Origin of the sequence: Enhydrobacter sp., from assembly GCF_030246845.1 — a bacterium.
GTDB lineage: Bacteria > Pseudomonadota > Alphaproteobacteria > Reyranellales > Reyranellaceae > Reyranella.
In genome coordinates, this window is record NZ_CP126889.1 from 5,088,873 (window position 1) to 5,114,295 (window position 25,423).

Genomic DNA, 25,423 nt, shown 5'->3' on the forward strand with positions numbered 1-25,423 from the left:
AATCCGCAAGGAACATCCGGTCGCACAAATATATTGTCAATATTGATTGGCCTCATCAATAATAAATCATGAGCACCGAATGGATCAGCTCCGCCGAGGCGGCGCGCCGATTGGGGATCTCTCCGGCCACGCTTTATGCCTATGTCAGTCGCGGCCTGCTGCGATCCGAGGGAACGTCGGGACGTCGCGAGCGCCGGTATCGGGCCGACGATGTCGCCCGGCTGAAACGGCGGCGCGCCGTCGGGCGCAAGGCCGAATCGATTGCCGCCAACGCCCTGGACTTCGGCACCCCGGTGCTGGAGTCGTCCCTCACATTCATCGAAGGCGGTCGACTCCATTATCGTGGTCACGATGCCGCCCGGCTGGCGCGCAGCCATTCGCTGGAGCAGGTCGCGCAGCTCCTGTGGGAGTGCGACGATCGGCCTTTCGACGCCGGGAACCTGCCGGCTCCGTCGGCCGCATTGCGCACCGCCTGGAGTGCCACCGCGACGCTCTCCACGGTCGATCGCTGCCTGATCCTGCTGCCGGCGGCGGCGCGCTGGGACCATCCGAGCTGGGTCGAGGACCGCGCCGCCATGCTGGAGACGGCGGTTCGCATCCTGCGCCTGCTGACGGCTGCCGTGACGACGGAGCCGGCCTCGGCCCTGCCCGTCCATGAGCAACTCGCTGCGGCATGGCAGGTGCCCGCCGGCCACGTGCCCTTGATCCGCGCGGCGTTGGTCCTGTCGGCCGATCACGAGTTCAACGCCTCGACCTTCGCCGCCCGCGTCGTCGCCTCGACCGGCGCCCACCTCTATGCCGCCACGACGGCGGGACTCGCGGCCATCAGCGGGCCGCGGCACGGCGGCCTGACGCGGCGAGTCGCGAGCCTCTTTGCCGAGGTCGCGGCAGCAGACGACCCGGAGTCGGCACTGGTCGAGCGCGCAGGCGGCGACGCTCGCCTTCCCGGCTTCGGCCATCCGCTCTATCCCGATGGCGACGTGCGCGCGGCGACATTGTTCGCCCTCCTGCGCGAGATCCTGCCGCACTCGCCCGAGCTTGCCCTTGCCGAGCGGCTTGCCACGATCGGCGCACGGCTGGCGCGCGCCGAGCCCAACATCGACTTCGCGATGGCGACGCTCGAGCGCGTCCTCGACCTGCCGAAGGATTCCGCGCTCGCCCTGTTTCTTCTCGGCCGCACCGTCGGATGGATCGCCCACGCCCTGGAGCAGGCGGCGAGCGGCGCTCTCATCAGGCCGCGCGCCCGCTATATCGGGCCACGGCCTGCGGCATGAGCGTTATCCACCAGAGCGCCGCCTTGCAGCGGCGCGCCGCGCGTGCTTAACGTCGCGCTTTAGTGACAAACAAACGCGCGGGCGTGCCGAGGTTGCCCCACCTGCTCGGCATCGAAGGTCTGTCGCCCGAAACCATTTCGGGCCTGCTCGACCTTTCCGAAAGCTACATCGAGCAGAACAGATCCCTCGACAAGCGGCGGGACCTGCTGACCGGCCGCACCGTGATCAATCTCTTCTTCGAGAACTCGACGCGGACCCGCACCAGCTTCGAGGTTGCCGCCAAACGGCTGGGCGCCGACGTCATCAACATGGATGTCGCCACCTCTTCGGTGCGCAAGGGCGAGACCCTGCTCGACACCGCCATGACGCTGAACGCCATGCGGCCGGATGCCATCGTCGTGCGGCACAGCGAATCGGGGGCCGTCAATCTCCTGTCGCAGAAGGTCAACTGCACCGTCATCAACGCCGGCGACGGCCAGCACGAGCACCCGACCCAGGCGCTGCTCGATGCGCTGACCATTCGCCGCCGCCGCGGCCGCCTGGAGGGGCTGCTGGTGGCGATCTGCGGCGACATCCTGCACAGCCGCGTCGCGCGGTCGAACATCCATCTGCTGCAGATCATGGGCGCCCGCGTGCGCGTGGTCGGGCCGCCGACCCTGATGCCGACCGACATCGACAAGATGGGCGTCGAGGTCCACTACAACATGAGGACCGGCCTCAAGGACGTCGATATCGTCATGATGCTGCGCCTGCAGACCGAGCGCATGCAGGGCTCGTTCGTGCCGTCGATCAGCGAATACTTCCGTTTCTTCGGCCTCGACAGCGAGAAGCTCAAGGTGGCGAGGCCCGATGCGCTGATCATGCATCCCGGCCCGATGAACCGCGGCGTGGAGATCGACTCGGAGGTGGCCGACGACCTCGACCGCAGCGTCATCCACGAGCAGGTCGAGATGGGCGTCGCCGTGCGCATGGCCTGTCTCGACGCCCTGATCGGCGGCCGCCGCAATGCCATGGGAGCCGCGGCATGAGCGGCAATGTCGCCCGCGGGCTGCCACCGCATGCCGGGTCGACCGCCTACATCAATGCCCGCGTCATCGATCCCACGGCGGACACCGAATATGTCGGCGCCGTCCTGATCAGCGACGGCAAGATCGCCGACTTCGGTCCCAATCTGTTCGCCTCGGGCGCGCCCTACGGCATCCAGTCGGTCGACTGTCAAGGTCTCTACCTCGCGCCGGGCATCGTCGATACGCGCGTACACACGGGCGAGCCGGGCGAGGAGCACAAGGAGACGCTCGACAGCGCAGGCGTCGCCGCAGCAGTCGGCGGCATTACCTCCATGGTGCTGCTGCCCGACAACGAGCCGCCGTTCGACGATGCCTCGTTGATCGAGTTCGTGGCGCGGCGCGCGCGCCAGATCAAGCTCGCCAACATGTACGCCTTCGGTACGCTGACCGTCGGCCTCGAGGGCAAGGAGCTCGCCGAGATCGGCTTGCTGGCCGAAGCCGGCGCCGTCGGCTTCACCGACGCCGACCACGCCGTGGGCAACGCCCAGGTGATGCGCCGCGCGCTCTACTACGCCAAGGCCTTCGACGCCCTGATCGTCCACCTGCCGCAGGAGCCGACGCTTTCGGGCGGCCACATGAGCAGCGGCGTGATGGCCACGCGCCTCGGCTTGGCCGGCAACCCGCCGCTCGCCGAGGTGATGATGGTGGAGCGCGACATCCGCCTCGTCGAGATGACGGGCGGACGCCTGCATCTCGCCAAGATCTCCACCGCCGAATCGGTGAAGGCGATCGCGGCGGCCAAGGCGCGCGGCCTGCGCATCACCTGCGATACCGCCGCGCCCTACTTCGCCCTGAACGATCTCGCCGTCGGCGACTACCGCACCTTCGGCAAGCTGGTGCCGCCGCTGCGCAGCGAGGCCGATCGCGAGGCGATCGTCGAGGGGCTGAAGAGCGGCGTGATCGACGCCATCGTCTCGGACCACCGGCCGCAGGACCAGGACAGCAAGCGCGTGCCCTTCGCCCAGGCCGAACCCGGCGGCATCGGCCTCGAGACCCTGCTGCCGGTGTCGCTCGAGCTGGTGCACAACGGCCATCTCAGCCTGCCCCGGCTATTCCAACGCCTGTCGAGCGCGCCGGCCCGGCTGTTCAACCTGCCCGGCGGCCGGCTCGCCAAAGGCGCGCCGGCCGACCTCGTCCTGTTCGATGCCAACTACGCCTGGAAGATCGATCGCGCCGATCTCTGGAGCAAGACCAAGAACACGCCGTTCGACGAGCGGCCGGTCCAGGGCCGGGTGATGGCCACCATCGTCGGTGGACGCACGATCTATCGCAACGACGACTTCGCCCCCGCGGCAGTCGCGGCCTGAGCGCGCGGCGCGGCCGTCGAGCGCTCGAATTGCCTCGAAACGGCCACTTGGTCTGCTATGGTCGGGCCGTTGGTACAGCAAGGCTTGCGATGAACTTTCGACACTCTCTCTTTCTCGGCGCCGCCTTGGCGGCTGTCGCGAGCGCGGCGCACTCCCAATCGCGGCAATCTTCGGGTCAGGACCTGCTTGACCAGCTCACCCGCCACATCCAGCTTTGTTCCGAGATCACCGACACCCAGCAACGGCTGGCCTGCTACGACAAGGTGCAGAACAATGTCGGCGGCATGCCGACACCCGCGCCGTCCGCGCCGCAGGCGACCAACCGGCCGCCCCCCTCGCCCACGCCCCTGCCGCCCCAACCCGCTCGGCCGCCCTCGAGCGACTCGTACAGCTCCACGCCGCTCACGCCGCCGCCCTTGACGACGCCCGGCGGCGGCGTGGCGACGCTTGGTGGATCGGCAGGTCAGTCCGCACCTTCACCGTCCGGCTACGATCCGGATCGCGCCTTCGATCCCAACAATCCGACGTCGAGCTATGGGCCGGCCGACAGCACCATGCCCAAGCCGCAACCCCAGGTGCGCCGCACCGGCCCGCGACCGTTGCCGCATTTCTCCCAGCCGATGCCTCTGGTGACGCTCGCCGCGAACAACCTGACCTACGGCCCGTCGCGCTACTGGCAGGTCTCGATCACGGTCACATCGAACACGCCGAATACCGTCAACACGCAAGTCCAGTGCACCTTCCGCAACGCCGGTCGCTCGGTGGGCGATGCCTATTTCGGGCCGGTGGCGATCGCGCCGGGCGAGCAGATCTCGACCGAGCTGATCGGTCCACCGACCTCGACCTATGTCGACTCGACCAATTGCAAGGTGTTGAGTCCCTGAGATCGCATCATGCAGTGGTACGGCTTCCTCGTCGTCCTGCCGTTCCTCGTCGGCTACCTGCTGGGCTCGATCCCGTTCGGCCTGCTGCTGACCAGGGCCGCCGGGCTGGGCGACATCCGCTCGATCGGATCCGGCAATATCGGCGCGACCAACGTGCTGCGAACGGGCCACAAGGGCCTCGCCGCGGCCACCTTGTTGCTTGATGCCCTGAAGGGTCTGGCAGCGGTTCTCATCTGCGGCGTTCTCGGACCACTGACCGCCATCGCCGCAGCGCTCGGCGCGGTGCTGGGACACATGTTTCCCGTGTGGCTGTCGTTCAAGGGCGGCAAGGGCATGGCCACGGCGCTCGGTGTCATGTGGGGGCTGAGCTGGCCCGTCGGCGCCATCGCCTGCGCCGCGTGGCTGCTGCTGGCCGCTCTGTTCCGCTATTCCTCGCTGGCGACCCTGTTCAGCATCGTGGTCGGCGCAATCGCCGCGTGGTTCCTGGTCGACTGGCAGATCGCATTGGCCATCACGGCGCTGGTGCCGCTGGTATGGATCCGTCATCACGCCAACATCCGCCGCCTGCTCGACGGCAACGAACCCAGGATCGGCCAGAGCAAGACGAGCGCCAATCCGGCCGTGTAGTCCGGCCGCACAGCGAAGCCGACGATTCCCGCCCGATTGCTCCGGCCCGGTCCGGCCGATATAGGGTCGCGCGCTCCGGCGTCATGACCGTCCCCTCCGCTTCCCGCGCCCTGCCCTGGGCCCTGATCGGCGCCGCCTGCCTCGGTTCCTTTGCCGCAACCTCGAGCGGCACGACACGCGCGCCGTTCCTGCTCGAGATGGCGCACGATCTCGATGTCAGCATGCCGCTCGTCGCCAATCTCGTGTCGATGACGGCGACGGCCTGGGGCGTCACCTCGGCGGCAGCCGGCTACCTGTCGGATCTGGTCGGCCGCCGGGCGCTCCTGGTCGCCGCGCTGATCGCGCTGGCCCTTGCCATGTGCGGCCAGGCGAGCGCCGGCAGCTTTCTCTGGGTCGCGGTGTGGGCAAGCGGCGCGGGCGGTTGCGCCGGCGCCTTCACCGGCGTGGTGTTCACCGAAGTTTCCTCACGCGTCGAGGACCGCCAGCGCGGCCGCGCGCTCGGCTGGGTGATGGGCGGCCAGTCGCTCACGCTGGTGGTCGGCGTGCCGCTCGCTGCCTGGGTCGGGTCGGCGATCGGCTGGCGCGGCTGGAATGTCTGCGTCGGCGGCCTCGCCTTCGTGGCGAGCCTCGCTTTGCTGCTCACGGTTCGCTCCGGCAGGCGGCCTGTCACACGCGCCGAACAGCGGCCGGCCTTGCGCCGCGCGCTCTCGCCGCGCGTGCTCGCGCTGCTGGGCACGGGCATTGCCGAGCGCATCTGCTACGGGTTGGCTGCCGTCTATTTCGCGACCTTCCTGCAGGCGGTCTATGGACTTTCCCTGGCGGCGACGGCCATCCCCCTCGCGGTGTTCGCCCTCGGCAACGTGCTGGGAACGATCCTCGGCGGTCAGCTCGCCGACCGGCTGCGCGATCGGCTGCGGACCTTCGCCATTGCGATGGCCATGTCGGGGCTCGCGGCGCTGGGACTCTTCATGTGGCACCCCGCTCCGGCGATCTCGGTCGCCCTGGGGTTCCTCTATGTGATGCTGAATGCCCTGGGTCGGCCGTCCTACATGGCGTCGCTCGCCGCCGTGCCGGACGAGGTCCGTGGCACCGTGCTCGGCCTGAATGGAACCTCGGCCAGCCTCGGCTGGATTTGCGCGGCAGGCTTGGGCGCCGTCATGATCAGCACCGTGGGCTTCGAGGGCTTCGGCCCGCTCGGCGCCGTGCTCGGCGTGCTGGGCACGATCGGCGCGCTGTCTTGCCGACGGATGTCTTCGTGACACAACTTTCGATTGTTTTACTTGTTTGCATTATCGTTTTAGGATCGAGCCATGTTCGATGGCCTTTCTGTTCCCGCGCTCGATCCGGCTGAACGCCGCGCCCGGCTGCGCCTGGCGCGAACACCGCGCATCGGTCCGGTCTCCTTCCACGAGGCGCTGGCGCATTTCGGAGCGGCGCGCGCCGCCTGCCACGAGATCCGCACCGTGCCCGAAGCGGCAATTGCATCGGAAGAGCAGGCGCTGGCGGAGCTCGGCGGCCGGTTTCTGGTGTTCGGCGACGCCGACTACCCGGCGGCGCTCGCAGCCTTGCCCGATGCGCCGCCAGTGCTCTCGGGCGTTGGCGACATGCGCCTGCTTGGCCGCCCGACGCTGGCCATCGTCGGCGCGCGCGATGCCTCGATGGCCGGACGAAGGTTCGCCGGCGATCTCGCCGGCAATCTGGGCAAGGCGGGATTCGTGATCGCCTCGGGCCTCGCCCGGGGCATCGACGCGGCCGCGCACGACGCGGCACTGGCTACCGGAACGGTCGCGGTGATGGCCGGCGGCGTGGACCAGGTCTATCCACCGCAGAACGCGCGCCTGCAGCAGGCGATCGCCCGTCAGGGCCTGCTGCTGAGTGAGGCGGCCATGGGCGCACCGCCGGTCGCCCGCGCCTTTCCCCGCCGCAACCGTATCGTCAGCGGTCTTTCCGCAGGCGTGATCGTGATCGAGGCGGCCGCCCGCTCGGGATCGCTGATCACGGCGCAGCGGGCGGCCGAGCAGGGACGCGAGGTCTTTGTCGTTCCCGGCTCGCCCCTCGATCCGCGCTATGGCGGCTCCAATAACCTTATAAGGGACGGGGCTATCCTGGTGCGGGACGTCAACGATATTACAAGTGTGTTCGGTCGGCCTCAGTCGTTCGCCCAACCTCCTGAGAAACCAGTACAAAATGGCGATGGCAGGGACACGGCAAAGGTGGTCGAGGCGCTGGGCGCCGTACCCACTCCGGTTGACGAACTGGTACGCCGATGCCAAGTGTCCGCCGCCACCGTGGCGGAGATCCTGCTGGCCCTCGAGCTGGAAGGTCGCCTGGAAAGGCACCGGGGTAACCGCGTATCTCTGATATGAATCAGCGATCTAGCTCCGGTCATTAAGGTTTTACTGGAGCTTGTTCGACGATGAATGTGCTGGTCGTCGAGTCGCCTGCCAAGGCCAAGACCATTGGGAAGTATCTCGGCCCCGGCTACACCGTCCTGGCCTCCTATGGTCATGTCCGCGATCTGCCCGCCAAGGACGGCTCCGTCCGGCCCGACGAGGATTTCGCCATGGACTGGGAGGTCGATGCGCCTTCCCAGAAGCGGCTCGACGCCATCGCCAAGGCCGTCGGCAAAGGCGGCAGGCTCTATCTCGCCACCGACCCCGATCGCGAGGGCGAGGCGATCTCCTGGCATGTGAAGGATGTGCTCGGCCGGAAGAAGGCCCTGCAGGGGGTAGACGTCAAGCGCGTCACCTTCAATGCCATCACCAAGCAGTCCGTGCTCGACGCCGTCGCCCATCCGCGCGAGCTCGACCAGCCGCTGATCGACGCCTATCTGGCGCGCCGCGCCCTCGACTACCTCGTCGGCTTCACCCTCTCGCCCGTGCTGTGGCGCAAGCTGCCGGGCAGCCGCTCGGCCGGCCGCGTGCAGTCGGTGGCGCTGCGCCTGATCTGCGAGCGCGAGGCCGAGATCGAGGTCTTCCGAAGCCGTGAATACTGGACCGTCGACGCGATCTTCGGCACATCGAAGAAGCAGACGCTGAAGGCCCGCCTCACCCATCTCGATGGCCGCAAGCTCGACAAGTTCGATCTCGACTCCGCCGAGCGCGCCGAGGCGGCCAAGCGCGAGATCGAGCGCCGGGCCTTTGCCGTCTCGGCGATCGAGCGCCGGCAGGTGCGGCGCAACCCGCCGCCGCCCTTCATCACCTCGACCCTGCAGCAGGAGGCGTCGCGCAAGCTCGGGCTGGGCGCGGCGACCACCATGCATATCGCCCAGAGACTCTATGAAGGCGTGGATATCGGCGGCGAGACGGTCGGCCTCATCACCTACATGCGGACCGACGGCGTCCAGCTCGCGCCGGAGGCGATCGGCCAGACGCGCCGCCTGATCGAAAGCCGATACGGCGCCGATTACCTGCCGGAGAAGCCGCGCCTCTACTCGTCGAAGGCCAAGAACGCCCAGGAAGCGCACGAGGCGATCCGGCCGACCGACCTCTTCCGCACCCCGCAGGACGTGGCGCGCTATTTGGACCGGGACCAGCTCGGCCTCTACGAGCTCGTCTGGAAGCGCACGGTCGCGAGCCAGATGGAAAGCGCCGTGCTCGACCAGGTGACGGTCGATATCGCCAGCGGCGACAAGAACGTCGGCCTGCGCGCCACCGGCTCGGTGGTGCGGTTCAACGGCTTCCTCACGCTCTACGACGAGGGCCGCGACGACAAGCCGGAGGACGAAAACGGCAACGCGATCCTGCCTGACGTCGTCGAGAACGAGGCGCTGGAGCGCCGCGAGGTCATCCCGGAGCAGCATTTCACCGAGCCGCCGCCGCGCTACTCGGAAGCGAGCCTCGTGAAGAAGCTGGAGGAGCTCGGCATCGGCCGACCGTCGACCTATGCCTCCATCATCGACGTGCTGCAGCGCCGCAAGTACGTCCGGCTCGAGCGCAAGCGCTTCGTGCCGGAGGATCGCGGGCGCATCGTCACCGCCTTCCTGCAGACCTACTTCCCGCGCTACGTCGAGTACGACTTCACGGCCCATCTCGAGGAGGAGCTCGACGACATCTCGGGCGGCCGGATCGACTGGCGGCAGGTGCTGCGCGACTTCTGGAGGGAGTTCTCGTCCGCCGTCGGCGAGACCAGGGATCTGCGCGTGAGCGAGGTCCTCGACAAGCTCGACGAGGAGCTGGGGCCGCACTTCTTTCCGGCCAACGACAATGGCGGCAAGAGTCCGCGCGAATGCCCGTCCTGCGGCACCGGCCGGCTCGGCCTGAAGCTCGGCAAGTTCGGCGCCTTCATCGGCTGCTCGAACTATCCGGCATGCCGCTTCACCCGCAAGCTCGGCATCGTCGATTCGGAAGCCGATGCGGCATCCGGCGCCAATCTCGACAAGCCGAAGCTGCTGGGCATCGATCCCGAGACCGGCAAGGAAGTGACCCTGCGCAACGGCCCCTACGGTCTCTATGTCCAGCTCGGCGAGCCGGAGGGCAAGGAGAAGCCCAAGCGCCAGTCCCTGCTGCGCGGCATGACGCCCGACGACGTGACGCTCGAGAAGGCGCTGGCGCTGCTGGCGCTGCCGCGCGAGCTGGGGCCGCACCCGGACGACAGCGAGCCGATCGTGGCCGGGGTCGGCCGCTTCGGCCCATACGTGAAGCACGGCAAGAAGTACAAATCGATCCCGGCCGACGAAAGCGTGCTCGATATCGGCATGAACCGCGCCGTGGCGCTGCTGGCCGAAGCCAGGCAGGCGCGCGGTCGCGCCGCGGCCAAGCCGGTCCGCATCGTCGGCAGCCATCCCGGCGATGGGCAGCCGATCGAGCTCTACGAGGGCCGCTACGGGCCCTACGTGAAGCATGGCGGCGTCAACGCCACCGTGCCGCGCGACATCAAGCCGGAAAACCTCACCGTCGAGCAGGCGGCCGGGCTGCTGGCCGAGCGCGCTGCCAAGGGCGGTGGAAAGAAGGTGAAGGCAGCCCGGCCGAAGAAGGTTGCGCCGGCCGCGGCGAACGATACCGGGCAGAAGCCGGCGCCAAAGAAGACAGCCGCGCGGAAGAAGGCCGCCCCCAAACGCAAGGCCAAGGCCGAGACGCCACCCCGCACCGGCACCGATGGCTAAGGGTCGCATCCCGACCCGTGACGAACTGCTGACCTTCATCAGGGAAAGCGCGACACCGGTCGGCAAGCGCGAGATCGCCCGCGCCTTCGGCCTGAAAGGCGACCAGCGCATCGAGCTCAAGGATCTGCTGCGCGACCTGCGCGACACCGGCGAAATCGCCGCCGATCGCGCCAAGACGTTCAAGGATCCGGGTGCGCTCACCGACGTCGCCGTGCTGGAGATCGTCAAGGTGGACGAGGATGGCCACCTGCTGGCCGTGCCGCGTCGCCACGACGAGGAGAAGGACGGCCCCGCCCCGCGCATCGAGATCGATCCCCACAGCGGCCGTGGCGGTCCGGCGCCCGCCGTCGGCGATCGCGTCCTCGCCTCGCTCAGGCGCCGCGGCAAGGCGGCCTACCAGGCCCGAATCATCCGCCGCCTCGGCAGCGGCCCGAAGAAGATCCTGGGCCTCTACGAGGAACCGGCGGGCCGCGGCGGTCATGGCACGGTGACGCCGACCGACCGCAAGCTGCGGCGCGAATTCGACGTCCGGCCGGCCGACCGCAACGGCGCGCGGCCGGGCGATATCGTCTGGATCGAGGAGGTCGGCGGCCACCTCTCGCGCCGGGCCCGCGTCATCGAGCGCATCGGCCCGATGAGCGACCCGCGCACCGTGAGCCTGATCTCGATCGCCGCCAACGACGTGCCGATCGACTTCCCGCAGGCGGCGCTCGACGAGGCCGAGCGCGCCCGCGCGGCGCCCTTGGGCAGCCGCCTCGACCTGCGCGAGCTGCCGCTGGTCACGATCGACGGCGAGGATGCGCGCGATTTCGACGATGCGGTCTATGCCGAGCCGGACCCCGCCCATCGCGGCGGCTGGCGCCTGTTGGTCGCGATCGCCGATGTCGCCTGGTACGTGCGATCCGACAAGGCGCTCGATCGCGCCGCCTATCGTCGCGGCACCTCGGTCTATTTCCCCGACCGGGTCGTGCCGATGCTGCCCGAGGCCCTCTCCAACCACTGGTGCTCGCTGATGCCGCGCCAGGACCGGCCGGTCCTGGTGGCCGAGATGTGGATCGACGGCGACGCTCAGCTCAAGCGCCACCGTTTCCACCGCGCCATGATGCGCTCGGCTGCCCGCCTCACCTACACGCGCGTGCAGCGCGCGATCGACGGCGTGCCGGACGAGGAGACCGGCCCGTTGCTGGAGCCCGTCATCAAGCCGCTCTACGGCGCGTTCCGCGTCCTTCTGGCGGCGCGCGAAAGACGCGGCGCGCTCGACCTCGACCTGCCGGAGCGGCTGGTCAGACTGGGCGAGGATAGCCGCATCGCCGAGATCGGCGTGCGCGAGCGCCTCGACAGCCACCGGCTGATCGAGGAGTTCATGGTGCTGGCCAACGTGGCGGCCGCGCAGGCGCTGGAGCAGCGCCACGCCCCTTGCCTCTATCGGGTCCACGACCAGCCCGATCCGGCCAAGCTCGAGGCATTGCGGGAGTTCCTCGCCACCCTCGGCATCGCGCTGCCCGCGGGCTCCCGCCTCAAGCCCGGCGATCTCAACCGCGTGCTGCACGCCGCCGCCGACAAGCCGGTGGCCCGGCTGGTGAACGAAACGATCCTGCGCAGCCAGAGCCAGGCGGTCTACGCCCCCGGCAACCTCGGCCATTTCGGTCTGGCGCTCGCGCGCTATGCGCATTTCACCTCGCCGATCCGCCGCTTTCCCGATCTGATCGTGCACCGTGCGCTGATCGCCGCGTTCGGACTGGGCGACGGCGGCCTGCCCGAGGCGGATCGCGGCCGCTTCGAGGAGTTCGGCGAGCATCTCTCGATGTGCGAGCGCCGGGCGGTCGCCGCCGAGCGCGCAGCGCTCGACCGCTATGTCGCGGCCTACATGGCCCAGCATGTCGGCGCCTCCTTCCCCGGCCGGGTCACGTCGGTGACGCGGTTCGGCCTTTTCCTCTCCCTCGACGGGACGGGGGCCGACGGGCTGCTGCCGATCCGCAGCCTGGGTCCGGAATTCTTCCGACACGAGGAAGGCCGGCAGATGCTGATCGGCGAGCGGACCGGCGAGAGCTTCGGGCTGGGCGACCGGCTGCGCGTCAAGCTGGTGGAGGCCGATGCCGCCACCGGCGGCCTGCTGTTCGAGCTTGTCGATGTGATCGAGCGTGTCGAGCGTCACGCCCTGCCGCGCGGCCGGCGCCCGCGTCGTCCGGTCGCGCACGGAAGGCCCGCTCGGGACAAACGGTCGCGACGACGCCGGTGAGCCGAACCCCCATCTTGGCGCCCATGGCCGCGATACACGCTCCCGTTGCTTTCCTGACCGCATTGAAGCGCGGTTGGCGAGGCCTCTGTCCCCGTTGCAGCGAAGGCGCCCTGTTCGGAGGATTCCTGAAGATGCGCAGCCATTGCCCGGCCTGCGATCTCGTGTTCGAGCCCTACCGGGCCGACGACGCCCCCGCCTATTTCACCATCCTCGCGGTCGGCCATATTATCGTCCCGCTTGTCCTCGTGCTGGAGCGCTACGGCAACCAGCCGCCGCTCTGGTTCCACGCGCTGCTGTGGCTGCCGCTCTCCGTCCTGCTTGCATTGCTCCTGCTGCCGCGCATCAAGGGCGCACTGATCGCGCTGCTGTGGGTCCATCGCATGGCGGCGCCCAAGCCCTCGACCGACGGACCGGATCTTTCTTCCTGATTTGCACGATGAACACATTCTATTGGCTTGCCTCTGCCGCCGCTTGTCGTAGGGTAGCCGCGTGTCGTTGACTCGTTTTTTCCGGCTGGCGCTGTCCCATGCGACAGCCGCATTGTTCGCCGCCTCGCTGGTCGCTTCCTGCGGAACGACCAACGCCTCCACACCTCCTTCAGATGCGGCTTCTTCCGAGGTCAGTCCCGAGCGGGTCGTCGCGCAGGCCTATCGCCTGATCGCCGAGCGGCACCTCAGCGCGCCCGACTTCCGCAAGATCTCGCTCGAGACCTACCATGGCTTCGCCAGCGCCGATCCCGCGCTGTCGCTGCGCACCGACGGCCAGATCTACACGGTGACGCGGGACGGCAAGGAGATCGTGTCCCGCCGGGCGCCGGCCGATCCGGCCGACGGCAAGGCCTGGGGCGCGATGCTGGCCGACCTGTTCTCGGCCTCGGTGGACGCCTCCCCGGTGCTGAAGAACACCGACCGCAACGCCCTCACCAAGGGGGCGATGGTGGCCACGACCAAGCAGCTTGACAAGAATACGCGCTACGCCGATCCCGAGGAGGCGCGCGACAATCGCTTCCAGCGCGACGGCGGCGGCGGCATCGGCATCACGGTCCAGCGCACCGACGACAAGAAGGTCATGATCATCGCCGTCCAGGACGGCTCGCCGGCGGGCACCGGCGGGGTTCGCGCCGGCGACCAGATCCTCGAGATCGACGGCGAGAACATGGTCGACAGCCCGCTGATCGACGTCGTCCACAAGCTGCGCGGCCCCGTCGGCGCGCCGGTCTCGCTCACGGTCCTGCGGCCGAGCGACGGCCAAAAGCTGACGATGTTGCTGCAGCGCGGCCGGATCATTCCGACCACGGTCACCTACGAGCGCGACGGCAACATCGCCCTGATCCATCTCACCGGCTTCAACACCGCCACGACCGACGCGCTTGCTCAGGCGATCGACAAGGCGCACGCCGACATCGGCCCCGAACTGGCCGGCATCATCATCGACATGCGGGGCAACCGTGGCGGCCTGCTCGATCAGGCCGAAGGCGTGGCCGAGCTGTTCGTCGGCGACGGGGTGATCTTCTCGACCAAGGGGCGCCATCCCGACAGCCAGCACACCTATCGCAGCGAGAGCCACGCCTGGGCCAACGAGCTGCCGGTGGCGGTGCTGATGAACGGCAACTCGGCCTCGGCCGCGGAGATCGTCGCCGCGGCCCTGCAGGACCGGGGACGGGCCGTCGTCATCGGCACGACCAGCTACGGCAAGGGTACGGTGCAGACCGTGGTCCGGCTGGTGAACCAGGGCGAGCTGATCCTGACCTGGTCGCGGCTGGTGGCGCCATCGGGCTACACCTGGAACGAGCTCGGGGTCATGCCCAATGTCTGCAGCGCCAAGGTGACGAGCCCCGACACGCTCGGACCATCGGCCGTCGACGCGAACCGGGCGCTGCTGCGGCAGTGGCACGCCGAGCGCGATCCGAGCGCTCAGGAGGTGGCCCACATGCGCAAGGTATGCCCGCCCGCCGAAGAGACGTCGGGGCGCGACGTCGAGATCGCGAACCGCCTGCTGCGCAACCCGAAGCTCTATGCCGAGGCCGTGCGACTGGGCGCGATCGACCAGGCGTCGGCCCGCTGACGGAGCCGCTTGCGGGCACCGATGCGCTTGACAGCCGGCGTGCGCCGACTACCTTGCCGGCCTTCCCGGAATTCGCCCACGGGGCTTAAGGACAAAGACCATGGCCAAGCCGACCTCGATCCTCATCAAGATGGTGTCCAGCGCCGACACCGGCTTCTACTACGTGACCAAGAAGAACCCGCGCACCAAGACCGAGAAGCTCGAGCTCAAGAAGTACGACCCGGTGGCGCGCAAGCACGTGGTGTTCAAGGAATCCAAGATGAAGTGACCGGCCGATGCCGCGATAGATTCCCTGCTTCGCTCGGGATCAGAAAAGCCGCCCTTTCGGGCGGCTCAGACCGCTGACAAACCCCTGGCATTTGCCAGGGGTTTTTGATTCAAGGCGGTATGCTGAAGAAGGCGCTACCGCAACAGATCGAACTCGAACTCGTGGCGATCGAGGGTCTGGTTCCGAAGGATCACCTGCTCCGCAAGATTGAAGCGGTGATCGATTTCTCGTTTATCCATGAGCGTGTGGCGGGGCTTTACTGCCCCGACAATGGGCGCCCGCCGCTGGATCCGGTGGCGATGTTCAAGGCCCTGTTCATTGGCTACCTGTTCGGGATCCGCTCCGAACGGCAGTTGGTGCGCGAGATCGAGGTCAACATCGCCTATCGCTGGTTTTTGGGGCTGAAGCTGACCGATCCGGTATTCGACGCCTCGACGCTGTCGCAGAACCGACGCCGGCGCTACAACGACACGTCGGTCGCGCAGGACATCTTCGATGCGATCGTGGAGCAGGCGATCCGTCACGGCCTGGTCGATGGCACGGTGCTGTACACCGACTCGACGCACCTGAAGGCCAACGCCAACAAGAACCGCTATGACGTTGCCGTGGTCGCCAAGTCGCGTTCGGACTATTGGGATGCGCTTGATGCAGCGATCGGGGAGGATCGTGCCGCGCACGGCAAGAAGCCGCTGAAGGACAAAGCGCGCCAGCCGATCGAGAAGGAGACCAAGGTCTCACGCACCGATCCGGAGAGCGGCTACATGGTGCGTGACGGCAAGCCGAAGGGCTTCTTCTATCTCGACCACCGCACGGTCGATGGTCGCCTGGGCATCATCACTGACACCTATGCGACGCCCGCCAACGTGCATGATTCCATCGTGTATCTCGGCCGCCTCGACCGCCAACGCCGCCGCTTCGACTTCAATGTCGGCGCCGTCGGCCTCGATGCCGGTTATGCGACCACTGGCATTGCCAAGGGCTTGGAGGAGCGCGGTGTACTGGGCGTGATCGGCTATCGCCGACCGACGCCGCCGCGATCCGGCATGATGCCGAACAAGGCCTTCCACTATGAGGCAGAGGTGGATGGCTATCGGTGTCCGCAGGGCCAGCTTCTCACCTACGCCACCACCGATCGCACCGGATATCGACACTACACCAGCGATCCGGCCATTTGCAGAGCCTGCCCGTTGCTCGCTTCCTGTACGTCCAGCGCCAACGCAACGCGCCTGATTACCCGTCATGTCTGGGCCGAGGTTCGCGAGCGCACCGACGCTCATCGGCTGACCCCTTGGGGCAAGCGCATCTACAAGCGACGCAAGGAGACGGTCGAACGCTCCTTCGCTGATGCCAAGCAACTCCACGGCCACCGCTATGCCCGCTTCCGTGGTCTCCTCGCCGTGGCCTGCCAGTGCTTGCTGGCTGCCGCTGCCCAGAACATCAAGAAAATCGCTCTCGCAATGGCGCCTATCCCCGTTCCGGCCTGATCCGATCAAATTCCAACACCATCAACAAAAAACCCCGCTGAAAAATCGACGGGGTTTGTCAGCGGCCTGAGCCGCCCTTTCGGGCGGCTTTTTCATGCTGCGCGGGACTATGCGGCCTTGGGCGCCCAGCCCATCACCGCCTTGACCTCGAGGAATTCCTCGAAGCCGTGCTCGCCCCATTCCCGGCCGTTGCCCGACTGCTTGTAGCCGCCGAAGGGCGCGCCGAAATCGGGGCCGGCACCGTTCAGATGCACATTGCCGGTCCGCAGCCGGGCGGCGACCTTGCGGGCGCGGTCGATATTGCCCGACTGCACATAGCCCGACAGGCCATAGGCGGTGTCGTTGGCCTGGGCGACCGCGTCGTCCTCGCTGTCGTAGGCCAGCATGGTGAGGACCGGACCGAAGATCTCCTCCCGCGCGATGGTCATGTCGTTGGTGACGTTGGCGAACACCGTCGGCCGGACATAGTAGCCGCGGTTCATGTTCTCGGGCCGGCCCGGGCCGCCGGTCACCAGGGTCGCGCCTTCCTCGATTCCCTTCTGGATGAGCGCCTGGATCTTGTTGAACTGCACCTCGCTCACCACCGGACCGATCGTGCCGGGCCCGGCATCGGGGGTCGCCGGGTCGACGACCTTGACCTTCTCCGCGGCCGCCTTCGCGATCGCGATGGCGGCGTCGTTCTTGGCGCGCGGCACGAACATGCGCGACGGCGCATTGCAGGACTGGCCGGAGTTCAGCATCATGCTCATCACGCCGGCAGAGACGGCCTTGGTGAGATCGGCGTCGTCGAGCACGATGTTGGCCGACTTTCCGCCCAGCTCCTGCGCCACGCGCTTCACCGTATCGGCGGCCGCCTTGGCAACCGCGATGCCGGCCCGGGTCGAGCCGGTGAAGGACATCATGTCGATGCCCGGATGGGTCGACATCGCCTCGCCGACCGTGGGGCCGTCGCCGTTGACCAGGTTGAACACGCCCGGCGGCACCCCCGCCTCGTGCAGCACGTCGGCAAACAGCATGGCGTTCATCGGCGCCACCTCCGACGGCTTGAGGACGACCGTGCAGCCCGCTGCGAGCGCCGGCGCCACCTTGCAGGCGATCTGGTTGATCGGCCAGTTCCAGGGGGTGATGAAGCCGCACACGCCGACCGGCTCCTTCACGATGGCGGTCGTGCCGTGCATTTCCTCGAATTTGTAGCTCTTCAGGATCTTCACGGCCTCGTTCAGATGGCCGAGCCCTGTCGCCGCCTGGGCCGCCTTGGCGAGCCACAGCGGGGCGCCCATCTCCTGGCTGATCGCCTCGGCGATCGCCTGGAACTTGCCCTTGTAGGCCGCGATGATCTTCTCGAGGAGCGCAATCCGTTCCTCGCGCGTCGTGCGCGAATAGCTTTCGAAGGCGCGGCGTGCGGCGGCGACGGCCTTGTCGACGTCGGCCCTGGATCCGAGCGAGACGCGCGCGAACGGCTCCTCGTTGGCGGGATTGATGACGTCGATCGCCTTGGGCGCGACCGGATCCACCCACTTGCCGTCGATGTAGAACTGAAGCCGTTCCTGCATGGCCGTCTCTCCTCGATCTGTCGTCCTTGCCGCATGTTAAGCACCTCACGCCGAGGTGGATAGAGGGTACGGGACGATCAGCTTTTCAGCCGCAGCGGCTCTCCGTCGAAGCCTTCGACGGAGAGCCCGAGGAATTGGACGACGGTCGGCGCGATATCGGTGAGCGAGGTCGCGCGGCCGGCCGTTCCCGACAGCCGGCCACCGTCGTTCGCCAAGAGGAAGGGTCTGGTCTCGTCGGGTCCCCAGCCGCCATGCTGGCCGCTGCCGATGGCGGCCGGCTTGCCAGGCTCGGCGACGACCCAGCGCCGGCCGCGCACGCCATGAGCATTGGGTTCATCCTGCCGCGCCATGTTGACCGCGGCAACGACGCCGTCGCGCGCGGCATGGCCACGTCCGGCAAGCCCGGCCTCGACCACGACCCCGGCGGCCCACGGCGCCCGCCGCATCTCGTCGAGCACGGCGAGCAGCGGCGCCCGGCCGCGATCCGTCGCATAAAGCAGCGCCGCCGTTCCCTGCCCGGCCACCGCCACCTCGCCTGCTTCCAGCTCCGCGCCGAGGCCACGATCGGCCAGCCAGGCGGCGACATCGATGCAATCGCCGATTGTCTCCTGGCCGTGATCCGAGCCGATCAGCAGGAGGATGTCCTCGCCCGCGCTGCGCAGCCGCTCGACCGTGCGGAAAACCTCGAGCACACAGCGCTCGGCCTGCCCGAGCGCCTCGTGGTGCGCCGGCGAGCCGAGCGGCGCGCCATGGAGCGTCAGGTCCGGATTGGCGAGCCACAGCATCGCGACCGCCGGCCGCCGATCGCACAATACCTCGGTGCAAAAGCGCCCGGTCATCGCCCAGTCGCCGGCGAGATCGTGGCTGACCTCCAGCGCATCGGCGCCCGCGATACGCTCGCCGCCGGGCGCGTAGGAACCGGCCCGGTGATAGACATAGCCGAAATGGTCGGGATCGAGGAAATAGGCCGCGCCTGGCGAGACGTTCGAGAAGGCGACGAAGCCACCCTCGCCGGCCACCCGCTCGGCAAGCGAGGGGACGAGCAGCGTGCGCCCGGTGGCCCGTCGCAGATGCATGCGGAAGTCCGGATGGCCGACGTCGCGCACGACGATCCTGCCCTCCTCGATCAGCCCCATGCGATTGCCGTGCAGGCCGTGGCGCGCCGGCTGGCAACCCGTCGACACCGATGCGGCGGACACACGCGTCACCGAAGGAAACACCGCGCTGTGCGCCTCGCACCAAAGACTCCTGCGGGCGAGATCGTGCAGGACGGGAGTCTTCTCTTGCCGTATCCAGTCGCGGCCGAGGCCGTCGCAACAAACGAATACCGCGCGGCGAGATTTCGTCATCGTCAAATCAACCCTTGCGAAGCTTTGGGGATGGTAGTCGACTTCCTGGAGAAAATACCCAGGAGGAAACGATGCAGTTCGGATATTTCACGATGCCGTCGCACCCCCCGGAGAGGCCGCTCAAGGACGGCCATGAATGGGATCTGCAGGTGATCCGCTGGCTCGACGAGCTCGGCTTCACCGAATGCTGGATCGGCGAGCATCACACCGCGCCGTGGGAACCGCATCCGTCGCCCGACCTCCTGGTGGCGCAGGGCCTGATGCAGACCAGGAACATCCGTCTCGGCCCCGGCGGCTTCCTGCTGCCCTACCATCATCCGGCCGAGCTCGCGAACCGGGTCGCCATGCTCGATCATATTTCGGGCGGCCGTCTCAACTTCGGCGTCGCCGCGTCCGGGCTGCCGAGCGACTGGGCGATGTTCAACGTCGACGGCATGTCGGGCGTCAATCGCGACATGACGCGCGAGGCGCTCGACATCATCCTGAAGATGTGGAGTGCCACGGGGCCGTTCGACTACAAGGGCAAGTACTGGCACGTCACCAACCCCGATACGATGTTCGGGTTCCTGAAGCCGCACATCAAGCCGATGCAGACCCCGCACCCGCCGATCGGCGTCGCCGGCCTGTCCAAGAACTCCGACACGCTGAAGCTTGCCGGCGAGAGGGGCTTCCTGCCGATGAGCCTCAACCTCAATCCGGCTTATGTCGGAAGCCACTGGGAGTCGGTCGAGATCGGCGCCGCCAAGACCGGCCGCACGCCCGATCGCGGCGAGTGGCGCATGGTGCGCGAGGTCTTCGTCGCCGACACCGACGAGGAAGCCATGCGGCTCTCCGTAGGCTCGATGATGGGCCGCATGATGCGGGAGTACTTCCTGCCGCTGCTCGCGCAGTTCGGCTTCTTCGAGTACCTGAAGCACGACCAGAGCGTGCCCGATTCGGATGTGACGCCGGAATACTGCGCGCACCACAACTGGATCATCGGCTCGCCCCGCACCGTGATCGAGAAGATCGAGAGGATCTACGACGAGGTCGGCGGCTTCGGCCAGCTCCTGGTGTTCGGCTTCGACTATGCGAACCAGCCCGAAGCCTGGCGCCATTCGCTCGAGCTCCTGTCGCGCGAGGTGATGCCCAAGGTGCAGCATCTCAAGCCGAAAACGCAGAAGATGGCGGCGGAGTAGCCAGCCGGGCGAACGACCTAGCGACGCGGCGGCGACGCTTTCCTCGAAAGCAGCGCCGCCGCCGCGAACCCCGCGGCGGCCACCAGCATGATCGCGGCCAGGCCCCACAGCACCGGCGTGTAGTTGGCGAACGCGCTCCAGGCGAGCGACGCCAGGATGGGACCCGCCGCGCGCATGACGTTGGTCGGCATGGTGAGTGCACCGCTCACCACGCCATAGCCCTCGGGGCCGATGAACTCGGGGACCGCCATGCCGCGCAGGATCGTCACCAGCCCGTTCGCCACGCCGTAGATGATGGCGAACAGGATCAGGCCGTAGACGTCACTGATGCCGGCCGCCAGCATCGACATCGCGACCGGGAAGGCGAAATAGATCAGTGCGCCGAGCTGGATCGCGGTGATGTGACGCTGGCCCGCCATCAACAGCACGCGCCCCACCACCTGCATCGGCCCGATCAGGGCGATGATCGCCATCACCACGCCGATCTCGACATGGCGCTCGGCCAGCAGCGGGATGAGATGGAAGCTCATGGCCGAGAAGGCGAGCCCGTAACCGGCGAACGCCACCACCAGCCCCCAGAAGGCGGGCACGCGCACGGCGGCGGCCAACGGACCCTTGCCCGAGGGAGTGACGCTGGCGGAAGTCGCATGCGCGATCGGCACCGCCTCCTCCCGCGGCCCCGGCACGAACAGCCAATGGATGAAGAAGGCGACGCCGAGATTGATGGCCGCGAGCACCAGCAGCGTCGGCCGCCACTCGATGCGATCGATCAGGAGCTGGGCGAAGGGAATGCCGAAGGTGCTGGCGAGGCCACCGATGAAGGTCATCACCATGATGGCCTGCCGGAAGCGCGGGCCGTAGACGCGGGTGATCACCGCGAAGGCGGGTTCATACAGCGTAACCGACTGGCAGGCGCCGAGACCGATCCAGACGAGGTAGAACACCGGCAACGACTGCGTGCGCGACCAGACGAACATCATGGCCGCCGCCAGCAGCGAGCCGCCGGTCATCAGCTTGCGACCATGTCCGCGATCGATCCATGCCCCCACCGGGATCGAGCAAAGACCGGCGACCATCAGGCCTGCCGACAAGGCGCCGAACAGGTCGTTGCGCGACCAGCCGAGTTCCTTCTCCATCGGCGCGACGAACAACGGGAAGGTGTAGTAGACGAGGCCCCAGGTGATGAGCTGTCCCGTCGACAGGACCCACAGGATGGTCGATGGGCGCTTTCGCCACGGCCCTTTCGCGCCGCGGTCCGTCAATATCGCCCCGAGTCTCGCTTGCCCGTCCATGTCACGAAAGCGTAACGCGGCGTCGCCGCAGAGGACAGCCGCATGAATCCTATCAAGCGCATAAATCTCGCTTTGCAGGGCGGCGGCTCGCACGGCGCCTTCACCTGGGGCGTGCTCGATGCGCTGATCGAGGATGGCCGGCTTTCTTTCGAGGCGGTGAGCGGAACCAGCGCGGGCGCCATGAACGCCGCCATCGTGCTGCAGGGCTGGGCGAAGGGTGGGCCGGACGGCGCGCGCAAGGCGCTGGCCGACTTCTGGACCGAGCTCGGCACCTTCGCGGTGGCGAGTCCGATCCGGCGCACGCCGCTCGATCGCCTTCAGGGCAACTGGAATCTCGACGAGTCGCCCACCGTGCTGTGGGCCGACGTGATCCAGCGCACGCTCTCGCCCTGGCAGCGCAACCCGCTCAATTTCGATCCGTTGCGTGACCTCCTGCGCAAGCATTTCGACGAGAAGGCGGTGCGCGCCTGCAGCGACATCAAGGCCTTCGTCGCCGCCACCAACGTCGAGACCGGCAAGGTGCGGATCTTCAAACGCGAGGAGCTGTCGATCGACGCCCTGCTCGCCTCGGCCTGCCTGCCCAACGTGCACGATGCTGTGGTGATCGACGGCGTGCCCTACTGGGACGGCGGCTATCGCGGCAACCCGCCGATCTGGCCGTTCATCTATGAGAGCGAAACGCGCGACGTGGTGCTCGTCGAGCTCGACCCGGCCGTGCGCAAGGGCGTGCCGAGGTCCAATGCCGAGATCGCCGACCGGCTGAACGAGATCACCTTCGGCGGCGCGCTGATGGCCGAGATGCGCGCCATCGCCTTCGTGCAGGACCTGATCCGGCAGGGCGCCATCACCGGCACCTTCGGCACCCGCCTCAAGATGATGCTGATCCATTCCATCAATGACGATGCGTCGCTTGCGCCGCTCGGCGCGGTGAGCAAGTTCAACATCGAGCCCGACTTCCTGGAGCATCTGTTCCAGCTCGGCCGCGCCGCCGCAACCCGCTGGCTCGCCTCCACCTTCGACTCGATCGGCGTCGAGACCAGCATCGACATCGCCGCCCGCTTCCTGTGAACCAACGTTGTTCCAATATTCAGTAACACAGATTGTTGGATCGACGGGATCCACTGGAATAGCTCGACATCTCGACATTCAGTTGGATTATTCGCTCCATGCGCATTGGTATAGATCTCGGCGGCACCAAAATCGAAGCGCTGGCCATCGACGAGGCGGGCGCCGAAAGGGCCCGCCTGCGTGTGCCGACGCCCGCCACCTCCTACGAGGACAGCGTGAAGGCCATCGCCGGGCTGGTCGGGGAGCTGGAGCGGCGCGTGGGCGCGCGCTGCACCGTCGGCGTCGCCCATCCCGGCGCCGTCTCGCCCGCGACGGGCCTCATCAAGAACGCCAACTCGACGCGGCTGAACGGCCGGCCGCTGCCGGCCGATCTCGAGCGCGCGCTTGGCCGCGAGGTACGCCTGGCCAACGACGCCAACTGCTTTGCCGTCTCCGAGGCCAGCGACGGCGCGGCGGCCGGCTGCGGCATCGTCTTCGGCGTCATCCTGGGCACCGGCGTCGGTGGCGGCATCGTGATCGACGGCCGGCCAGTGACGGGGGCGCAGGCGATCGCCGGCGAATGGGGCCACGCGCCTCTTCCCCTGCCGCGCGACGACGAACGCCCCGGACCGCCGTGCTACTGCGGCCGCCGCGGCTGCATCGAGACGTGGCTGAGTGGCCCGCGCCTGCAGGAGCAGTTCGCGCAGCGCACCGGCCGGCAGATGCGGGCGACGGAGATCGCGGCGGCTGCCGACCATGGCGACGCCGAGGCGGCGGCGCAGATGGAGCTCTACTGCGATCGTCTGGCGCGTGCGCTGTCGGTCGTCATCAATATCGTCGATCCGCACGCGATCGTGCTGGGCGGCGGGCTGTCGAAGATGGAGGCGCTCTACCGGCAAGTGCCGGCGCTGTGGAAGCGCTACGTCTTCTCCGAGCCGGACTTCATCGCGACCCGCCTGCTGCCGCCGCGCTACGGTGACTCGAGCGGCGTGCGTGGTGCGGCCTGGCTGTGGCCTGCCTGATACCCTCGCAGATGGCTCATTTGCGTGATTCTGAGCACTCCATTTGTGTCATCCCGAGCGGACGCGAGGGATCCTTGACCGGCGCCGCGAAAGATCCCTCGCCGCGCCCGCGATGACACCAATGAATGTCCTGACGGCGCGGCGTCGTTGTCATCTGAACGGCGGCTCGTCGAAGCTGCGCAGCTTGCGCGAATGCAGGGACGCCAGCTCGCTGCGCAACAGGTCGATCGCCTCCAGGCCGATCTGCAGATGCTCGCCGACCGCGCGCTGATAGAAGCGCGTGGCGGCGCCCGGCAGCTTGATCTCGCCGTGCAGCGGCTTGTCCGACACGCAGAGCAGCGTGCCGTAGGGCACGCGCAACCGGTAACCCTGCGTCGCGAGCGTGGCGCTTTCCATGTCGACGGCGATGGCGCGGCCATGGCTGATGCGCTGCCGTTCCTGCGACCACCTGAGCTCCCAGTTGCGGTCGTCGTAGCTCACGACCGTGCCGGTCCGCAGCCGCCGTTTCAGCGCATCGCCGCGTTCGCCCGTCACGCGCGCGGCCGCCTCCTGCAGCGCCATCTGCACCTCGGCCAACGCCGGCACCGGCACTTCCGGCGGCACGAGATCGTCGAGGATGCGATCACGCCGCATGTAGCCGTGCGCCAGCACATAGTCGCCGATCGTCTGCGATTGCCTCAGGCCGCCACAGTGCCCGATCATCAGCCAGCAATGCGGACGCAGCACCGCGAGGTGGTCGGTCGCATTCTTGGCGTTGGAGGGTCCGACGCCGATGTTGCAGATCGTGATGCCCCCGCGATCGTCGGATCGCCTGACGCTGTAGGTCGGCATCTGGAAGCGGTGCCACGGCGCCGCCGCCAGCACCGCCGCGGCATCCTCGCTTGCATCGCCGCGCCGGACGACGGTGCCGCCGGGCAGCACCAGTTCGACATAGGGACCGTCGGGCTGGCGCAATTCCTCCATCGCCCAGGCCAGGAACTGGTCGACGTAGCGCTGATAGTTGGTGAACAGGATCCAGGGCTGGATGGTGCGCCAGTCGGTGCCGGTGTAGTGCGTCAGCCGCCGCAGCGAGAAGTCCACCCGCACGGCGTCGAAAAGGGCCAGCGGCCGGGGCCGGCTCTTCTCGAAGATCCATGTGCCGTCGGCCACCTCGTCGCCGACGCTGATCAGCACGGGCGTCGGGAAATGATGGGCAAGCTCGGCGACGGAGAGGTCGCCGTGAATGAACTCGTCGCCCTCCTCGGTCACGAAGGGATAGGGGATTTCCTGCTCGCTGACACGAACCTCGATGGCGGCGCCGAACTCCTCGACCAGCGGCCGCAGCTGCTCGAGCAGATAGCGACGAAAGAAGGCCGGCTGGGTGACGGTCGTCGCATAGAGGCCAGGCACCTGGAACTTCGCCCAGGCGCGCCGCGTGAAATGGACGGTACCCGACGGCCGCCAGTCGACCCGGAGCTCGGGGTAGCGAAACCGGCGCCGCTCCTCCGCAGTGGGCGGTATGCCCGATGCCGTGAAACGCGCCAGGGCGTCGCGCAGGGCGTTGCATGCCGTGGCGTGGAGGCGCTCCAGCCGGTCGACCGCCTGCTCGGGTGTGAGTGTATCCCGGCCGATGCTGTTCGGCGTCATCTGCGCGATCTCCTCGACGGTCGAGCTGAAGAGGTGCC

General features: G+C 67.8%; 20 protein-coding genes. 16 read left to right on the top strand and 4 right to left on the bottom strand.

Translation table 11 applies throughout. From position 1 onward, the window contains the following. Positions 1-68 precede the first annotated feature (68 nt). The 13 genes from OJF58_RS25325 (at position 69) to OJF58_RS25385 (ending at position 16,318) form a co-directional block, all read left to right on the top strand. Positions 69-1,274 carry a citrate/2-methylcitrate synthase gene (locus OJF58_RS25325; protein ID WP_300780639.1) on the top strand — a complete coding sequence of 402 codons (1,206 nt, stop codon included), beginning with the start codon at positions 69-71 and terminating at the stop codon, positions 1,272-1,274. An 83-nt stretch (positions 1,275-1,357) separates the two neighbouring features. Further along, entirely contained in the window at positions 1,358-2,302 is a 945-nt protein-coding gene (locus OJF58_RS25330; RefSeq protein ID WP_300780640.1) for an aspartate carbamoyltransferase catalytic subunit, read from the top strand. After that, positions 2,299-3,648: a dihydroorotase gene (gene pyrC / locus OJF58_RS25335; RefSeq protein ID WP_300780641.1), complete on the top strand. Its 1,350-nt coding sequence runs from the start codon at positions 2,299-2,301 to the stop codon at positions 3,646-3,648. The genes OJF58_RS25330 and pyrC overlap by 4 nt, the downstream gene beginning before the upstream one ends. A gap of 89 nt (positions 3,649-3,737) precedes the next feature. Beyond that, a complete protein-coding gene (locus OJF58_RS25340) occupies positions 3,738-4,532 on the top strand; it encodes a hypothetical protein (protein WP_300780642.1) in 795 nt (264 codons plus the stop codon). Between the two features lie 9 nt (positions 4,533-4,541). Continuing rightward, the gene (plsY, locus tag OJF58_RS25345; RefSeq protein WP_300780643.1) at positions 4,542-5,159 is read left to right on the top strand and encodes a glycerol-3-phosphate 1-O-acyltransferase PlsY; all 618 of its coding nucleotides are present in this window, start codon (positions 4,542-4,544) and stop codon (positions 5,157-5,159) included. An 83-nt stretch (positions 5,160-5,242) separates the two neighbouring features. Further along, positions 5,243-6,418: an MFS transporter gene (locus OJF58_RS25350; RefSeq protein ID WP_300780644.1), complete on the top strand. Its 1,176-nt coding sequence runs from the start codon at positions 5,243-5,245 to the stop codon at positions 6,416-6,418. A gap of 51 nt (positions 6,419-6,469) precedes the next feature. Continuing rightward, entirely contained in the window at positions 6,470-7,525 is a 1,056-nt protein-coding gene (dprA, locus tag OJF58_RS25355) for a DNA-processing protein DprA (protein WP_300780645.1), read from the top strand. 50 nt (positions 7,526-7,575) lie between these two features. Further along, positions 7,576-10,263: a type I DNA topoisomerase gene (gene topA / locus OJF58_RS25360; RefSeq protein WP_300780646.1), complete on the top strand. Its 2,688-nt coding sequence runs from the start codon at positions 7,576-7,578 to the stop codon at positions 10,261-10,263. Beyond that, the gene (rnr, locus tag OJF58_RS25365; RefSeq protein ID WP_300780647.1) at positions 10,256-12,502 is read left to right on the top strand and encodes a ribonuclease R; all 2,247 of its coding nucleotides are present in this window, start codon (positions 10,256-10,258) and stop codon (positions 12,500-12,502) included. Before topA ends, rnr begins: the two co-directional genes overlap by 8 nt. Positions 12,503-12,525: 23 nt before the next feature. Beyond that, complete coding sequence (locus tag OJF58_RS25370; RefSeq protein WP_300780648.1) at positions 12,526-12,930, top strand: DUF983 domain-containing protein; 405 nt, start codon at positions 12,526-12,528, stop codon at positions 12,928-12,930. A gap of 61 nt (positions 12,931-12,991) precedes the next feature. Further along, complete coding sequence (locus OJF58_RS25375) at positions 12,992-14,566, top strand: S41 family peptidase (protein ID WP_300780649.1); 1,575 nt, start codon at positions 12,992-12,994, stop codon at positions 14,564-14,566. Positions 14,567-14,666: 100 nt separating this feature from the next. Next, positions 14,667-14,834, top strand: coding sequence for a 50S ribosomal protein L33 (rpmG, locus tag OJF58_RS25380; RefSeq protein ID WP_296383948.1), 168 nt, complete (start codon positions 14,667-14,669; stop codon positions 14,832-14,834). 119 nt (positions 14,835-14,953) lie between these two features. Further along, positions 14,954-16,318 (top strand): IS1182 family transposase, encoded by a 1,365-nt coding sequence (locus tag OJF58_RS25385; protein ID WP_300778177.1) that lies wholly within the window; start codon positions 14,954-14,956, stop codon positions 16,316-16,318. Positions 16,319-16,425: 107 nt separating this feature from the next. On the opposite strand, the gene OJF58_RS25390 is transcribed toward OJF58_RS25385, so the two are convergent. Both OJF58_RS25390 and OJF58_RS25395 read right to left on the bottom strand, forming a co-directional pair. After that, positions 16,426-17,871, bottom strand: coding sequence for an aldehyde dehydrogenase family protein (locus tag OJF58_RS25390; RefSeq protein WP_300780650.1), 1,446 nt, complete (start codon positions 17,869-17,871; stop codon positions 16,426-16,428). A 77-nt stretch (positions 17,872-17,948) separates the two neighbouring features. Then, positions 17,949-19,220: an alkaline phosphatase family protein gene (locus tag OJF58_RS25395; RefSeq protein ID WP_300780651.1), complete on the bottom strand. Its 1,272-nt coding sequence runs from the start codon at positions 19,218-19,220 to the stop codon at positions 17,949-17,951. Between the two features lie 71 nt (positions 19,221-19,291). On the opposite strand from OJF58_RS25395, the gene OJF58_RS25400 reads away from it, so the two are divergent. Further along, complete coding sequence (locus OJF58_RS25400) at positions 19,292-20,398, top strand: LLM class flavin-dependent oxidoreductase (protein WP_300780652.1); 1,107 nt, start codon at positions 19,292-19,294, stop codon at positions 20,396-20,398. A 17-nt stretch (positions 20,399-20,415) separates the two neighbouring features. On the opposite strand, the gene OJF58_RS25405 is transcribed toward OJF58_RS25400, so the two are convergent. Further along, positions 20,416-21,660 carry an MFS transporter gene (locus OJF58_RS25405; RefSeq protein ID WP_300780653.1) on the bottom strand — a complete coding sequence of 415 codons (1,245 nt, stop codon included), beginning with the start codon at positions 21,658-21,660 and terminating at the stop codon, positions 20,416-20,418. Between the two features lie 72 nt (positions 21,661-21,732). On the opposite strand from OJF58_RS25405, the gene OJF58_RS25410 reads away from it, so the two are divergent. Next, a complete protein-coding gene (locus tag OJF58_RS25410) occupies positions 21,733-22,758 on the top strand; it encodes a patatin-like phospholipase family protein (protein WP_300780654.1) in 1,026 nt (341 codons plus the stop codon). A 98-nt stretch (positions 22,759-22,856) separates the two neighbouring features. Continuing rightward, positions 22,857-23,759 (top strand): ROK family protein, encoded by a 903-nt coding sequence (locus OJF58_RS25415; protein ID WP_300780655.1) that lies wholly within the window; start codon positions 22,857-22,859, stop codon positions 23,757-23,759. Positions 23,760-23,909: 150 nt separating this feature from the next. Here the strand turns inward: OJF58_RS25415 and OJF58_RS25420 are convergent, their stop codons facing one another. Next, positions 23,910-25,385: an AMP nucleosidase gene (locus OJF58_RS25420; RefSeq protein ID WP_300780656.1), complete on the bottom strand. Its 1,476-nt coding sequence runs from the start codon at positions 25,383-25,385 to the stop codon at positions 23,910-23,912. Positions 25,386-25,423 lie beyond the last annotated feature (38 nt).